This window comes from Flavobacterium sp. DG1-102-2, assembly GCF_033042555.1.
GTDB lineage: Bacteria > Bacteroidota > Bacteroidia > Flavobacteriales > Flavobacteriaceae > Flavobacterium.
This window is the reverse complement of the sequence record NZ_JAWLIK010000001.1, coordinates 164,617-180,663: the sequence shown is the minus strand read 5'-3', so window position 1 is coordinate 180,663 and position 16,047 is coordinate 164,617. Positions and strand designations below refer to the sequence as shown.

The 16,047-nt window shown below is 42.2% G+C and carries 13 protein-coding genes; 8 read left to right on the top strand and 5 right to left on the bottom strand.

The window, feature by feature from the left end; all coding sequences use genetic code 11:
- The first annotated feature begins 127 nt into the window (after positions 1-127).
- From R1T16_RS00670 to R1T16_RS00660, 3 genes are all read left to right on the top strand, one after another.
- Positions 128-1,102, top strand: a complete 975-nt coding sequence (locus R1T16_RS00670; RefSeq protein WP_317499129.1) for a ribonucleotide-diphosphate reductase subunit beta — start codon at positions 128-130, stop codon at positions 1,100-1,102.
- A 22-nt stretch (positions 1,103-1,124) separates the two neighbouring features.
- Positions 1,125-2,822: a ribonucleoside-diphosphate reductase subunit alpha gene (locus R1T16_RS00665; protein ID WP_317499128.1), complete on the top strand. Its 1,698-nt coding sequence runs from the start codon at positions 1,125-1,127 to the stop codon at positions 2,820-2,822.
- Positions 2,823-3,038: 216 nt separating this feature from the next.
- Positions 3,039-4,826 carry a mechanosensitive ion channel family protein gene (locus R1T16_RS00660; RefSeq protein ID WP_317499127.1) on the top strand — a complete coding sequence of 596 codons (1,788 nt, stop codon included), beginning with the start codon at positions 3,039-3,041 and terminating at the stop codon, positions 4,824-4,826.
- Positions 4,827-4,988: 162 nt separating this feature from the next.
- On the opposite strand, the gene R1T16_RS00655 is transcribed toward R1T16_RS00660, so the two are convergent.
- The 4 genes from R1T16_RS00655 to R1T16_RS00640 form a co-directional block, all read right to left on the bottom strand.
- The gene (locus tag R1T16_RS00655; RefSeq protein WP_317499126.1) at positions 4,989-6,056 is read right to left on the bottom strand and encodes an SDR family oxidoreductase; all 1,068 of its coding nucleotides are present in this window, start codon (positions 6,054-6,056) and stop codon (positions 4,989-4,991) included.
- Positions 6,057-6,149: 93 nt separating this feature from the next.
- Positions 6,150-6,716, bottom strand: coding sequence for a Crp/Fnr family transcriptional regulator (locus tag R1T16_RS00650; protein ID WP_317499125.1), 567 nt, complete (start codon positions 6,714-6,716; stop codon positions 6,150-6,152).
- A 62-nt stretch (positions 6,717-6,778) separates the two neighbouring features.
- Positions 6,779-8,470 (bottom strand): ATP-binding protein, encoded by a 1,692-nt coding sequence (locus tag R1T16_RS00645; RefSeq protein WP_317499124.1) that lies wholly within the window; start codon positions 8,468-8,470, stop codon positions 6,779-6,781.
- A 105-nt stretch (positions 8,471-8,575) separates the two neighbouring features.
- Entirely contained in the window at positions 8,576-9,040 is a 465-nt protein-coding gene (locus R1T16_RS00640) for a DUF6934 family protein (protein WP_317499123.1), read from the bottom strand.
- A 104-nt stretch (positions 9,041-9,144) separates the two neighbouring features.
- Between R1T16_RS00640 and recG the strand changes: the two genes are divergently transcribed.
- The gene (recG, locus tag R1T16_RS00635; RefSeq protein WP_317499122.1) at positions 9,145-11,244 is read left to right on the top strand and encodes an ATP-dependent DNA helicase RecG; all 2,100 of its coding nucleotides are present in this window, start codon (positions 9,145-9,147) and stop codon (positions 11,242-11,244) included.
- A gap of 9 nt (positions 11,245-11,253) precedes the next feature.
- On the opposite strand, the gene R1T16_RS00630 is transcribed toward recG, so the two are convergent.
- Positions 11,254-12,255, bottom strand: a complete 1,002-nt coding sequence (locus R1T16_RS00630; protein ID WP_317499121.1) for a DUF4365 domain-containing protein — start codon at positions 12,253-12,255, stop codon at positions 11,254-11,256.
- Between the two features lie 112 nt (positions 12,256-12,367).
- Between R1T16_RS00630 and R1T16_RS00625 the strand changes: the two genes are divergently transcribed.
- The 4 genes from R1T16_RS00625 to xth all read left to right on the top strand — a co-directional run bounded on the left by R1T16_RS00625 (position 12,368) and on the right by xth (position 15,972).
- Entirely contained in the window at positions 12,368-13,402 is a 1,035-nt protein-coding gene (locus tag R1T16_RS00625) for a hypothetical protein (protein ID WP_317499120.1), read from the top strand.
- A gap of 160 nt (positions 13,403-13,562) precedes the next feature.
- On the top strand, positions 13,563-14,354 hold the full coding sequence (locus R1T16_RS00620; RefSeq protein WP_317499119.1) for a glucose 1-dehydrogenase: 792 nt from the start codon (positions 13,563-13,565) through the stop codon (positions 14,352-14,354).
- Positions 14,355-14,442: 88 nt separating this feature from the next.
- Positions 14,443-15,132, top strand: coding sequence for a hypothetical protein (locus tag R1T16_RS00615; protein WP_317499118.1), 690 nt, complete (start codon positions 14,443-14,445; stop codon positions 15,130-15,132).
- Positions 15,133-15,198: 66 nt separating this feature from the next.
- Entirely contained in the window at positions 15,199-15,972 is a 774-nt protein-coding gene (gene xth, locus R1T16_RS00610) for an exodeoxyribonuclease III (protein WP_317499117.1), read from the top strand.
- Positions 15,973-16,047: the final 75 nt, after the last annotated feature.

Below are 16,047 nucleotides of genomic sequence, written 5' to 3'. Positions count from 1 at the left end.
CAATCTGGTATTGAACACAATTTGATGTTGCCTTACATTTGTTAAACACAAAAAAATAAACGTCACAACGCGGTTCCGCAAGCGTATTTTTTGTTCCAGAAAACGTCAATATATAACTCTTTGCATTATGCCAATTTTCGATAAAAGAATCAACTATAAACCATTTGAGTACCCTGAGGTGCTTAAATTTACCGATGCCATCAATAAAGCTTACTGGGTACATAGCGAAGTAGATTTTACCGCCGATACGCAGGACTTTCATTCCCACCTCGACCTTGCCGAAAAAACAGCAATTAAACATAGCCTTCTTGCCATTGCACAGATAGAGGTTGCCGTAAAAAGCTTTTGGGGTAATATCTACGAGCATTTTCCTAAACCGGAGTTCAACGGGCTTGGCAGCACATTTGCAGAATGCGAGTTCAGGCATTCTGAAGCGTATTCAAGGCTGCTCGAAGTATTAGGTTACAACAATGAGTTTGAAAAACTTATGGATGTGCCGGTTATAATGAACCGTGTTAATTACTTAAGCAATGTGCTAAAAGATACCCGCAGCCAGGATAATAAGAAATATGTAGTATCGCTTATACTTTTCTCTATCCTTATCGAAAATGTATCGCTTTTCAGCCAGTTTGCCATTATACTTTCATTTACGCGTTTTAAAGGCTACATGAAGAATGTTAGTAACATTATAGCATGGACATCGGTAGATGAGCAGGTACACGCTAATGCAGGCATCTATATCGTAAACAAAATACGCGAAGAGCATCCTGATTATTTTAATGCTGATACAATAGAATTAATTCGCGAAGCGGTTAAAGACTCCATACAGGTAGAGGCCAACATCCTCGACTGGATCTTTGTAAACGGAGAGATCGAGATCATCAATAAGCGTGACCTTGTAAACTTTATGAAGTTCAGGATCGATGAAAGCCTTAAGCAGATAGGCATTGAAACGATTTTTAACATCAGCCAGGAAGAGTACAAGCCAATGGCATGGTTTGAAGAAGAAGTTTTTGCCAACAGCCTTGACGATTTCTTTGCCAAGCGACCGGTAGACTATACCAAGCATGATAAAAGCATAACCGCAAACGACCTGTTTTAATTCAACCCTACCAAGATTAATTATGATTGATTCTATAACAAATCCGCAGCCACCATTATTAGGCGACGACAGCACCACAAAAATGTGGTGGAAAAATTCTGAAAGCGAACAGATACTTAACCGCGGTTACCTGCTTAAAGGCGAAACTGTAGAAGGTGCCATAGACCGTATTTGTTCTGCCGCAGCACGAAGGCTTTACAAACCAGAGCTTAAGGAATCGTTTGTAGAAATGATTGAGCGCGGCTGGATGAGCATCAGTTCGCCAATATGGGCCAACATGGGTACCGAACGCGGACTGCCTATTTCCTGCTTTAACGTGCATGTACCGGATCAGATTGAGGGCATTACCCACAAACTGGGCGAAGTGATCATGCAGACAAAAATTGGCGGTGGTACGTCAGGTTATTTTGGAGAAATGCGTGAAAGAGGAAGCGCTGTAACTGATAACGGTAAAAGCAGCGGCGCAGTAAGTTTCATGAAACTGTTTGACACCGCGATGGATACCATATCTCAGGGTGGCGTGCGCCGTGGTGCGTTTGCAGCCTACCTGGATATTGATCACCCGGATATTGAAGAGTTCGTTAAGATAAAAAGCATTGGTAACCCTATACAAAACCTTTTTACAGGGGTATGTGTACCTGATTACTGGATGCAGGAAATGATAGACGGCGATACAGACAAACGCCACGTATGGGCTAAAGTGCTGGAAAGCCGCCAGCAAAAGGGGCTTCCGTATATTTTCTTTAGCGATAACGTAAACAAGAATAAGCCACAGGTTTATAAAGATAATAACCTGCGTATTAACGCGAGTAACCTTTGCAGTGAGATCATGCTGCCTTCAAGCAGGGACGAATCTTTCATCTGCTGCCTGTCGAGCATGAACCTTGAACTGTATGAGGAATGGAAAGATACCGAGGCAGTTAAGCTTGCGATATTCTTCCTTGACGCCGTACTACAGGAATTTATTGAAAAAACAGAAGGCGACTACTACCTTACGGCTGCCAACAAATTTGCCAAAAGGCATCGTGCCCTTGGACTTGGCGTTCTGGGATGGCATTCCTACCTGCAAAAGAACATGATTCCGTTTGAAGGTATGGAAGCTAAAATGAAAACGACCGAAATCTTTAAGCACATTAGCGAAAAGGCAGATAAAGCAACACAGGAACTTGCCCGCATTTATGGCGAACCTGAACTGCTCAAAGGCTACGGACGACGTAACACCACTACCCTTGCCATAGCACCTACAACCTCATCATCGGCAATATTAGGGCAGACTTCTCCGGGTATAGAGCCTTTTAGCAGCAATTATTATAAGGCGGGACTTTCTAAAGGGAACTTTATGCGTAAGAACAAATACCTTAAACAACTGCTTGAAGACAAAGGGCTAGATAACGAAGATGTGTGGAGGGAAATCATGCTTAACGGCGGAAGCGTTCATCACATGACACAGCTTACTAAAGAAGAAAAAGACGTATTCAAGACATTTAAAGAAATAAGCCAGCTTGAGATAATCCAGCAGGCGGGAATACGCCAAAAATTTGTAGACCAGGCACAAAGCCTTAACCTGAACATCCCGGCAGAACTGCCTATCAAGGATGTGAACGGACTGCTTATTGAAGCGTGGAAACTGGGTGTCAAGACCCTTTATTACCAAAGAAGCCAAAGTGTATCTAAAGAGCTTGTAACAAGCCTGGTGAGCTGCAGCAGCTGCGAATCGTAAGTACTATCGTGTTTATATATTTACAAAGTGGAACGCTTCCGGTAACGGGAGCGTTTTTTATTTATCGATTGTTAGATCATCAGGCTATTTAAGTGCTTTAAATCCTGATGACTTTACGGCTTGATGACTCTCACCCAACTTTTCGTTAAAAAACTCAAGATAAGACGATAGATTTTCTAATTTTAGTACACCAAAATTCCGACAAAAACCACGCCTATGCATTCGTACTTAAAATCAAGCTTTAAAAAGACTATTTTACTCCTTGTTTTGTTGTCCTGTATAATGCCTTATACTGCTTCAGCACAATTGTTGGGCGGCAAAGGTAATACTGAGGAAACAGATACAACACCGGATGATACACTTGGCAGGCGTACACCGCAGGGAACCGTAAACGGTTTTATAAAAGCGTTAGGCGAAGAAAATTATCCACGCGCAAGCGAATACCTTGTACTAAGCAAAAGATCTTACCGAAGGGCAAAAGAAAGGATACGTATTGCAGAGGCTTTCCAGAAACTGCTTGACCGTAACGGCGATATCATGTCACCGTCACTTATAAGCAATAAGCCAACCGGACGTACAGATGACAACGAGGCTTCGGGTGTAGATCTTGTAGGTACCATCACAACAAACAAAGAACTTATTAACCTCTACGTTGAAAACCAGTCGGAAGACGGGCAGCCTGCCCTTTGGCAGTTCTCTGACGAGACTGTTAATGCCATTGCCAAAGCAAAAATTGACAGCGAAGAAACCATACTGGACCGTTATCTGCCGGAAGTACTTAAAGTTCGTAAACTGGGAGGCGTTCCTGTGGGGCATTGGCTGGTAATGGTAGTAATAACAGTACTGTCTTATCTGCTGGCATGGGCCATCGTAGCGTTTATAACTTTAGTGCTTCACCTGCTGTGGCGAAAGGCAAAAACCGAAAAAGTAGCTGCCGTTATAGAAGCCTTTACACTGCCGGCTAAACTGTACCTGGCAGTACAGATATTTGTAATCAGTACACAACGCCTGGGCATCTCCATAATCGTACGCCAGCGTTTCAGCGTAATAATAGTGACTATAGCCATTGTGGCTTTCCTTATGCTGCTATGGAGGCTGGCCGATTTTATTAGCTCCTTCAGTAAAGACAGGATGACGCGCCGCGGACGGATTTCTGCCATATCGGTAATACTGTTCTTAAGGCGTACTACTAAAGTCGCAATCGTCATTATTGGTATCATTGCGATACTGGGCGTCGTAGGTGTAGATGTCACTGCCGGATTAGCCGCACTGGGTATTGGAGGTATCGCATTGGCACTAGGTGCTCAAAAGACTATGGAAAACTTCGTGGGAAGCGTTACCCTGATTGCCGACCAGCCCATTCGCGTAGGCGATTACTGCCGAATAGGCGATATCAAAGGAACGGTAGAATCTATCGGGATGCGTTCTACTACCCTGCGTACGGCTCAGCGTACTATCGTAACCATACCCAATGGCGAATTTGCCGCCAGCAAAATTGAAAATTTTGCCCATCGCGACCGCTACATCTTTAACCCGATACTTACTTTCAGGATGGAGACCACGCCGGATCAGATGCGTTTCCTCCTGGTAGAGATACGTGCGTTGTTGTATTCGCACCCAAGCATTATCAACTCCTCGCCTATCGTGCGTTTTACGGGCATTACTGCCGATGCGCTAAAAGTAGAGGTTACCTCTTACATAGAAGCTATTAATGTGGATGTTTCGCAGGAAGTGCAGGAAGACCTGTTACTGCGTATCATGGATATCGTTGCCAAAAGCGGTACCGATCTTGCCTACCCATCGCAAACCATCTATTTTGCTCGTGATAAAGGCAACTCTGAAGAAAAAACGGCCGAAGTGGCCAAAACCGTTAAAAAATGGAAGGACAACAGCGAACTCCAGCTGCCAAGGTTTGACCCTAAACATATTCAGGAAATTAAAGGAAGTATATATTACCCTGAAGAAGGCAGTGTTGTAAAACCGCCTGAACCGGATATGCATTAAATAAAATTGGGTTGCCGAGTTTCATTTTGAGCGCAACGTAGCGAAGTCGAAAAGTCTCTGGCTTAAATATTACTGAGATTTCTCCACCTCGCTACGCTATGGTCGAAATGACAAAAAGTATATGATATATTTATAAGATAATTTTATTTCAACTAAAACGAATTAAGGAATCAATTGCTCTTTTCGCAATTGTTTAAACAGGTCATAGAAAGAATCTTCTGTACTCTGAAATTCATTAAAGCCAAGTTTACGGCTTTTAGCCATATCGGTCATTACCTCAATTGGACGCCCAAGGTCTAAGTCGGTGTGCCACGCCGAAGCCAGTCTGTTCAGGTTAGCTTCTTTTAGGTTGTATTTTTCTGCAATTTGTTTCCATATAGGCGCATCATTTGCCATTTCATTTTCAAGTGTATGGATGCTGCCATCGTAACCTACAGCTTCAACGCCAAAGTACGCTGCAATTTTATTCCAAAGCCAGCTCCACCTAAAGTAATCACCGTTTACAACATTAAAAGCTTCGTTCTTAGCAGCGTCAGTTGTTGAAGCCCAAACCAACTGTTTGGCTAAGATTCTTGCATCGGTAACATCTGATATCCCGTTCCATTGTGCGGACGAGCCCGGAAACCTGAATGGCCTTCCTGTTTCTTTACAAATTGTTGCATAGGCTGCCAGCGTGGTGCCCAGGTTCATAAGGTTGCCAACTGCCTTCCCTATTACAGTATGCGGACGGTGAACGCTCCATGTAAAGCCATCACGTTTAGCTGCAGCATACACTTCGTCTTCCTGTGCGTAGTAGAAATTTTCAAGGTCAAGGCGGGGTTGTTCTTCACGCAGAGGTGTTTGCGGCAGGAAACCTTCTTTAGCATAGGCCTCAAACGGACCTAAATAGTGCTTTAGTCCTGTAACCAATGCTACGTGCTGTACTGATTTTTTTGCTGATAGTACATCCAGAAGATTACGAACCATCAGGCTGTTTACGCGTATGTTTTCGGCTTCAGTGTCATTACGCATCCAGGTTGTAAAGTACACGTGGGTTGGTGATAAACTTTCCAGCGCAGCCTTAAGACTTTCCGTATCAAGGAGATTGGCAGCGATGGGAAAAAGGTTTTCGATATCTTTTTGCGGATTTCGTGCCAATCCAAATGTAGTAAAGCCTTCAGCAATAAGTTCTTTGGAGAGATTACTCCCAGTGATGCCGGTTGCGCCAACAACCAATGCTATTTTATCCATAGTGTGTGTCTTAATTTATACAGTACAAATTTTAGGAACTTCTACGGTTTAAAAAAGGACATAGGTCACACCTCAAATGTGATGTACATCACATCAAAGCGTTGTCATACGGCTGAGGGTTTCGCGGGTAATACCTAAATACGAAGCAATTAAAGCTTTTGGAACACGATCAATAAGACTTGGATATAGTTGTACGAACTGGGTGTGCCGCTCCTCCGCCCTCTGACTCATAAGTGATAATATCCTTTTTTGAAGTGCAATGTAACCGGCGGTAGTTTTCTTCATAAAGAAATATTCCATTTTCTGCATTTCGGCGCAAAGCTTTTCCCTATTGTCTATGGAGATGAAAAAGGTATCGGTATCTTCCAGGCAGTCAATATTAAGAGTCGCGTTCTGTTTATTGTGATAGGCATTAGGGTCAGATATCCACCAATCTTCCATAGCAAACTGCATAATATGGGTTTTGCCTGCATCGTCAATATAAAAAGACTTCAGCAGTCCTTTTACCACAAAAGTATCGTTTGGCGCCGGGCTATTTGCCTGTACCACATACTGGTGCTTTTTATACGAACGCTGTGTAAAATACGTCAGTACAATTTTGTATTCGTCATCAGTAAGCTTTACAATTTTCTCAATCTGGGCGCGTAGGGATTCTTCCATAGGTGATGTAAATTTACGAAAGAAATTAATGACTGAACTATCCGGATCTAAAATCTCACTACCTATCCTACCTCCGGTATAAAGATCTCAAAGGTAGCTCCTTCGTTTTCAGTGCCGGAAGCAAAGATGTGACCGTTGTGGTTTTCTACTATCTTTTTTACGATAGTAAGGCCAATGCCGGTGCCCACATATTCCTGAAGCCCATGCAGGCGTTGGAAAGGCTGGAATATTTTTTCGGCATACTTGTTTGGGAATCCAATGCCGTTATCCGATATTGATATCCTGTAGTAATTTTGTGAGGCATCAAGACTGTCGTTATTATGTGTTCCGGCTTTGAGGTAATGCGCCTCAGCCGTTATTACCGCGGGAATACCGGGACGTGAGAATTTAAGCGCATTCGAAACAAGGTTGTACACCAGTTGATTGAACTGGAAAGGTATTGCCCTCAGCCTGCACGTTGCAGCAATATCGATCTTAGCCCCTGTTGCGCTGATTTCTTCTTCAAGATCATCTAAAATTTCGGCCATTACATCTTCAAAGCAAAGCTCTTCAAATAATATTTCTGAAGAAGTAGTACGGGAATACGAAAGCAGGTCGGCGATGAGCCTGCGCATCTTTTCAGATGATCTGGATATCTTGTCCATATAGGCCACGGCATTTTCGGTAAAGCCTTTGTTTTCCTTGTCTTTAAGCAGGGAAATAAAGAACTGGATCTTGCGTAAGGGCTCCTGCAAATCATGGCTGGAAATATAAGTAAATGCCTGTAGTTCCCTGTTCATTTTTTCAAGGTCGACATTCTGGATCGCAATTTTTTCGGTACGTTCGGCAACCTGACGTTCAAGTTCTGTGGTAAAATCTTTCCGTACGGTGATATCAGACGTAATCCCCGTCATGTGCAACGGACTTCCGTCTTCCTTATAAATTGGAATACCAAGCGCATGTATCCATCGCTCCTCGCCTGTTGACGGTTTAATTCGGTATTCTACATCATATTTCTCTCCGGTTTGTATGGAGGTGGCAATAGCCGCCTGAACGTATTCGTGAAATTCGGGCATGATAGATGAAAACAGTTCCTTAAGGTTGAAATCTTCGGTGGCAGTACGCCCAAAATTTTTTCTGCACTGCGCTGACGAATACATCATACCCGAATCGATATCAAGCTCATACGAACCCAGCTTACCTGCTGACATAGCCAGTTCAAGCCTGCGTGCGGTTCGGTTCAAAGTATCATTCTGAATTTCCATCTGCTTTTTTGCTTCAAGAAGTTCGTTGTTAATTCTCCTGGCATCAAGCAAAGTCATTACCTGTCTTGACAGCGCCTTTAGGGCATCTATCTGGTGTTCGGTTAAGGTACGAGGTTTGGTATCAATAATACATACCGATCCCAGCGCATAGCCATTACTTGTTACTAAGGGCATACCGGCATAAAAAACCACATCGGGTGCGCCGGTAACATAAGGATTGTCTTTAAAACGGTCGTCGAGGCGGGAATCTTCCACAATCATTATCTTGTATGGCTCAGGGATGGCATGTGTACAAAAAGAATGTTCCCGTGCAGTTTCGGTAACGTCAAGCCCTTTTTTGGCCTTAAACCACTGCCTGTCTACATCTACAAAAGAGATAATAGCAATGGGAACCTCACAGATTATAGATGCAAGGCGTGTAATATCGTCATATTCAGTTTCATTAAGCGTATCAAGAATGTCATACTTTCGCAGTTCGTTGATACGGTTTTCTTCAAGGCTTAAAGGCATGGCTGGATGTTTGCTTGTGGCGTAAATGTATAAAATATAAAATTACAGTTCGTTATTGTTTACGACACTATTCTATATAAATTATAACATGAACACCCCTGAACATCACTTTCTCCTGCCAAAATAACCAATGATATCCTCTGCTGCGGAGAACGGCACATTAACCAACTGTCCCTGTTCATTATGCATTGCACCAAAAACAAGGAACGATTTAGAAATCGCTGCCAGATTATGCGAAAGAAACATACGGTACAGGCGCAGTTTGGCGGTATCGCTGCTGCCAAAGAGTATGTAAGCATCAGGATATTTTTCGGTAAAAATGTACGCAGAATGCACCACGGTAGCTATAATACTGTTGAGGTCGCCATTGTTGCTCAGGTTAGTGTCGTCTATCTCTGTAATGGTATCGTCAGAAAAAATGATATCGCCAAAGCCAAGGTTAAACACATTGGCATTCAGCGTCTGGGTGTATTTGATGGCTTTGTGTATTGTTCCGTTTTTACCGGTGCTTGTAAATTCAAACACGGTAAAGTCGGCGTTAGCAGAGAGGTCATATTTTAGGGGATCCATGTTTTGAAAGGTAGTCTTTATTTAGCAGATTATTGGATTAATAGATTTTTAGATAGTTGGATAGTTACCGCCGCTTTCTTACCTTCGTGCTTCAAACCCAATGGATGAACAACCTACTCGAAACCCCTATAGAATACCTTAAAGGTGTGGGTCCGGCGCGCGGCGAGCTGCTCCGGAAAGAGCTGGGCATCCATAAATATGGCGACCTGATCAATCTTTTCCCCAACCGTTATATAGACCGTACGCGCTATTACCGCATTAACGAACTGCTCAACAGCAGCAGCGAGGTGCAGGTGGTGGGCAAGGTGATCAATATTAAGTCGGTTGGCGAAAAGCGCACACGGCTTGTGGCGACCTTTACCGATGGCACCGGCGAAATGGAACTCGTATGGTTTCAGGGGCAGAAATGGATACGTGAGAACCTGAAGATCAATACACCTTATGTGGTGTTTGGCAAGGCGACTTCGTTCAACGGGACGTTCAATATGGCGCACCCCGAAATGGAGCTGCTCACCGACCACGAACAGAGCCTGCGCAGCGCCATGCAGCCTATTTACCCGTCTACCGAAAAACTCGTTCAGCGCGGTATTACCAATAAGGTGGTAAACAAGATCATGCAGCAGCTCTTTATAGAAACGCAGGCTTTATTTACCGAAACGCTACCCGCGCACCTGGTAAACGAACTGCAGCTGATACCCAAGAACGCGGCACTGTTTAACGTACATTTTCCAAAGAGCCAGGACTTATTGGCAAGGGCACAGTTCAGGCTTAAGTTTGAGGAACTGTTCTTTATTCAGCTGCAGCTCATCACCAAAAACCTGATACGCAAGCACAAGATAAAGGGCAATCCGTTTGAGAAGGTGGGCGACTACTTTACCGGGTTCTACAACAACCACCTTCCGTTTGAACTGACAGGTGCACAAAAACGCGTGCTCAAAGAGATACGCCACGACATGGGGCAGCCCGCCCAGATGAACCGCCTGCTTCAGGGCGACGTAGGTTCGGGGAAAACTATAGTGGCATTGATGAGTATGCTATTGGCACTCGACAACGGTTTCCAGGCGTGCCTTATGGCGCCAACAGAGATACTCGCCAACCAGCATTTTATGGGATTAAGCGAACTCGCTACCCCACTGGGCATCAACATTAAGATACTTACCGGTTCAACTAAAACTTCAGAACGCAAGATCATCCATGAACAGCTCGAATCGGGGGAGCTGCACATCATCATTGGCACCCATGCCCTGCTTGAGGATAAGGTGCAGTTCAAGAACCTTGGCCTTGCGGTTATCGACGAGCAGCACCGTTTTGGCGTGGAGCAGCGCAGTAAGCTGTGGCATAAAAATGAGGTTCCGCCGCATGTGCTGGTCATGACCGCCACCCCTATTCCGCGTACGCTGGCCATGAGTTTGTATGGCGACCTGGATATCTCAGTAATCGATGAGCTGCCACCCGGACGTAAACCGATTCAGACCGTACACCGTTACGACAGCAACCGCTTAAAGGTTTGGGCGTTCCTGAAAGAGGAGATTGCCAAAGGCCGGCAGATATATATCGTTTACCCGTTGATTCAGGAGAGCGAGAAAATGGACTATAAAGACCTGATGGACGGCTACGAGAGTATTTCGCGCGACTTTCCGCTGCCGCAATACAGCGTGAGCATTGTGCACGGAAAAATGAAACCGTCAGAAAAGGATAGCGAGATGGCACGTTTTGCCGCAGGCAAAACCAACCTTATGGTAGCGACTACCGTGATTGAGGTGGGCGTTAACGTACCCAATGCGAGCGTGATGGTTATTGAGAGCGCCGAACGTTTCGGGCTTTCGCAGCTGCACCAGCTTCGCGGGCGCGTGGGCCGTGGCGCCGACCAGTCCTACTGCATAATGATGACCGGACAGAAACTTTCTAACGACAGCAAGATACGTATGGAAACCATGGTACGTACCAATGACGGTTTTGAAATCTCTGAAGTTGACCTTAAGCTGCGCGGCCCAGGCGACATCATGGGTAAACAGCAAAGCGGCGTGCTCAACCTACAGATTGCCGACCTTGTGCGCGATAAAGACATACTGCAACTGGCACGCCACCACGCCATAAAAATATTAAAGGATGATGCTCCCCTTGCCCGCCCCGAACACGCCGCTATGCGTAACGCGTTTTTGGAAATGAGCAAGAAGAAGAGTATTTGGAATTATATTAGTTAAAGTTAAGAACTACAATAGTTGAAAATTATTAACTAAATTTTCAGTGATTTTTTTAGCTTCTGTCATCTCAAATATTATCAAATCAATCACTTCTAAGTGTTGCTTTTTAGCTTCTTTATATAACGGATGTTCTATGGATAAATTTATCACTTCATTTTTCAATGTTTCCATATTTGTAATGATTAAAGTTGTATTATTTAAAGAAGATGAAAATAATGCAACGTCCAAATATTCGCGTACATCTAGATTAGCTGCTATCGTTTTAGTGAACAATATATCCATATCATTAACAGCTAGTGAGTAAGATTTCGAAAACAAATTTATTTCTTCCTCAAGTTTCCAAGAATACAATCTGAGTTTTGCAGAGAAATTTGCAAAGACTTTTGAGACTTGCGGGCTTTTATTTGTATATTTTTTATCTACAAAATCAGTTATGTTATCTGTCACAGATTTTGTCAACTCAGTTAATTCCCAAATTATGTCGGACATATTACTCAAATGTAGAGTAGAATTTTCTAAATGTATTGCTCTACCCGTTTCAGTTGTACTATCAAGAGTAGTTGCATTAATATCAAGAGAAGTAAATAATTTAGAAAGCCTATTTATAGATGTCGAATTAAATTTTTGATTTAGAGGTATATCTAATTTCCATCTCTTCTTAACTTTCTTAAAATTACCTTCGTTAATTTCTATCCAAACCGTAAGGTCTTCAACTGGAATATGTGCAATTAAAATTATTGGAATATTAAGATTCAGCCAATAGTTGTAATGTATAGCTGACACATAGTGTGTTAGATATTTTGGTGTACGATGAAAATTTCCATCTCCAGTTTTAATTTGAACAGCCAAAAATTTTCCTTTTGGTTGACCATCTACAACTTGTTCCAAAATTGCATCTACGCCAACATCTACAATTGGTTGTTCGCGAAAAATCCAATTTAAATCTCTTGTCACAACTAAATCAGTAGCTATGACACCTAATCTTTCTGTATTAGTATATCTAACAGTCAATATAATTATTAATTTTATTTACAACTTTATATAAATACAATATTCAAGCACTAATATAAGTATTTTACTTACATTTATATTGAACTTTTCGATTAATCAACTATATTTTTTTATGGAGAGCAAAAATAGTATAAAGGAGGTGAAAAATTGGGATGCGGCTACAATTTCGTTATTATCAGTCTCAACTATATTAATAATATTTTCTTTTTTTACGCCGTATTTGTTTACTAGGGAAGCAAAGAATATTTCATTAGATTTTTCGCAAACAGGAGCTATTGGTGACACTATGGGCATAATGAATCCTTTTATCTCTTTGGTTGGGATAATAATAACATTTTTAGCTTTTTACATGCAGATTAAAGCAAACCAACTTCAAAGGAAAATTTTTTTTGGTACTATTGAAAATGAAAAAACTAAAGAATCTGACAAATCCAAAAGAGAACATATCAATCGACTAAACATTGTTATAGCCTTATTAAACTCAATATTAAAATATCATGAATCAAGCGGTAAACAACTACACAAATTTATAAAAGAAGAAAAGGACAATCCTCTTTCTCCAAATATTTATATGGCAAGTACCAGTTCTGGATATCATAATTTCCTAAAACTGGATTTATTAGAAACATATAATTCTCTAGTATATTATTTTCAAAATAAAGATATTGATTGGGAAAAAAGTTTTATACAAGTTTTAGAATATCTTGATTTTTATGACAAGATGATTCAAGAATTAAGAGATAAATATCAAAATCATATTCATAAAAAAGTAGAAACCTTAACCTCTCAAGGAGAAAAACTTAATGAAGTAATGAATGATATATTTGCAGACAACGATTTAAAAGATTTAACTGAAAATAAGATTTTTTTGCAAATAACTGAATCGGAAACAGACTTTGAAAAACTTCAAGAACTATTCCTAAACCCAATTATTAAATCTCTAATTTCAAAATATCAACAAACTTCTGATGATAAATACAAAAATTTAATTGATAGATTATCAGGTATTAATAAAAAAATAGGAGTAGAAAAATTTCAGACGATAAATTATACTCAAAATTTAGAGGAAGTCTACAATAATTACTACCAAAAGGATAATGACTTTTTAAAAAAAATTAAAGATTTTATTGAATTAATTAAATTTTAATTATATCTATAGTAAGAGTAGCATATTAATTTTTCATCCACAATCCACAACAAAAACCTTTATCGCTTCAAAAAGAAACAATAATTCCGTTAATTAACCGTTCGTTAACGCTAACGCCAAAATGTGCGTCGTAACTTTAGGAGAAATAAAATAAAAAATCATGAGCATATTTGAGGGAAAAACGGTAATTGTTACCGGCGCAGCCATGGGTTTAGGTCTTGCTGCATCTAAAGTTGTTGCCGAAAAAGGCGCAAACCTTACACTGGTAGATTATAACGAAGAGGCTTTAAACAAAGCCAAAGAAGAAATAAAAGCAATTGCGCCCAACGCAAAAATACTAACTGTCACCGCCGACGTTTCAGACGAAGAAGCGGTAAAGAATTACGTGGCTAAAACCCTTGCCGAATTCGGGCAGATTGACGGGTTTTACAACAACGCAGGTATCGAGGGCAAACAGGCACCATTAGTAGACTACGATCTTGAAGTCTTTAAAAAAGTGGTAGACATTAATCTTATGGGTGTGTACTACGGCCTGAAGCACGTTATCCCTGCCATGCAGAAAAATGGTGGCGGAAAGATCGTAAACGTGGCTTCTGTGGGCGGTATAAGAGGTGTTGTCAACCAAATGCCGTATGTGGCGAGTAAACACGCGGTTTCGGGTATGACCAAGAATGCCGCGATTGAATACGGTAAAGACAATATTTTTACGAATGCCATTGCTCCGGGGGCTATCTTAACGCCAATGGTTGCAGGTGCCTTTAAACAGGTCAACCCTTCTGACCCTGCCGCTGCCGAAAAAGAATACGCACAGCGCAACCCTACCCGACGCCTGGGCAAACCGGAAGAAGTGGGTAAACTGGTGGCGTTCCTTCTTAGCGACGACTGCCAGTACGTAAACGGCCAGACCATCGCTATAGACGGCGGCGAGTCTAACCTGTACGGCAACTCATAACACGGTTAAAACAAACTTAAAAACGGATAGCGGTAAAAACTGTTATCCGTTTTTTTATTGATTACAGTAAATTCTTATCTTAGCATCTATGCTAAAATACCTGCTAATATTATTTTCGATAAGTGCACTGGCCCAGAAGCCGGCTTTTACTTTTGCGCCGGGTAGCGATGTAGAAGGTTACCCTGAAATTCAGGAACAAAACAAGCGTTTAGGCTATGATGCTATCGAAAATGATAGCGGCGATTATTCTTTTCGCCTTTCTTATAATGGCACTGCGATAACTGTTTACAAACTCGATAACGTATATTATGGTAGTATCGTTTATAACATATATGAAACTAATGAATTTGGTGACAAAGAAACGGGAAAAACATTTAAAATGACGTTTGGCCTTTCACCACAGCAAGCAAAACCTGTTTTGGAATTGATACAAGAAACAAAGATTGATACCATCCCGACAGATAAGCTTATCCCAGCCTGGCGACCAGGGTTTGATGGTATATTGTACACATTAGAGCATAAGGAAAGTTCAGTTTATAGTTTAAAAAGCTATTGGACACCCCTTGCTCAGAATAACGTTTCAGAAGCTGCAGAAATCGAAAACTTTATAAAAAAACTCTCCGAAATTTTAAACTTGCCTGACTATCTGGATAAATTCAGAATGCAGATTCCTTTTCAAACCTATTCAGACGGAAGCGGCTCTGTAATTTCCCATTTCAAAACACATAAGGACTCACGCACACACCAGCGCAAAATGAAAAGATACTATGGTGGTTAACCGTTATTAACCAAAAATCTGTTAACTGTAAACCGTCAACTATAAACTCTTTCGTAACTTCCCGTTATGAAAATCGCAACTTATAACGTAAACGGAGTCAACGGGAGGCTGCGGGTGTTGCTGCGCTGGCTCGGCGAGGCACAGCCTGATATCGTATGCCTGCAGGAGCTTAAGGCTCCACAGGAGAAATTCCCCATTGAGGAGATCAACAAAGCAGGATATAACGCCATATGGCACGGGCAAAAACAATGGAACGGTGTCGCCATCCTGACTAAAGAAGGCCATACCGTGGAGGAAGTAGGCCGTATGCTGCCCGGAGATGTAGAGGATGTGCAGAGCCGCTACCTTGAGGCTATGGTAGAGGGCATTCTCATCTGCTGCCTGTACCTGCCCAACGGCAACCCAGCTCCCGGGCCCAAATTCGACTACAAGCTCAAATGGTTTCAGCGCTTAACCGATCGTGCTAAAGTGTTGCTGGATTTTAAGACTCCGGTTATACTGTTAGGCGACTTTAATGTGATGCCCACCGAACTCGACGTTTACAAACCCGAACGCTGGGTTAACGATGCGCTCTTCAGGCCGGAGACCCGCGCTGCCTTCCACAACCTGGTGGCACAGGGCTGGACGGACGCCATCCGCCACCTCTACCCCACCGAAACGATCTATACCTTTTGGGATTACTTCCGCAATGCTTACGACCGCAATGCCGGGCTGCGTATCGACCATTTTTTGCTGAGTCCGCAACTGGTCAAAAAGCTAAAGCATGCCGAAGTAGACCGCCACGTACGCGGCTGGGAAAAGACCAGCGACCATGCCCCGGTGTGGATTGAGATTGGTTGATGTTTTGGTTGCGGGATCCGAGAAGAGTCCTAAAACATTGTGTCCGGTAGTAAACGGTATTTTTGGTTTTTCAAT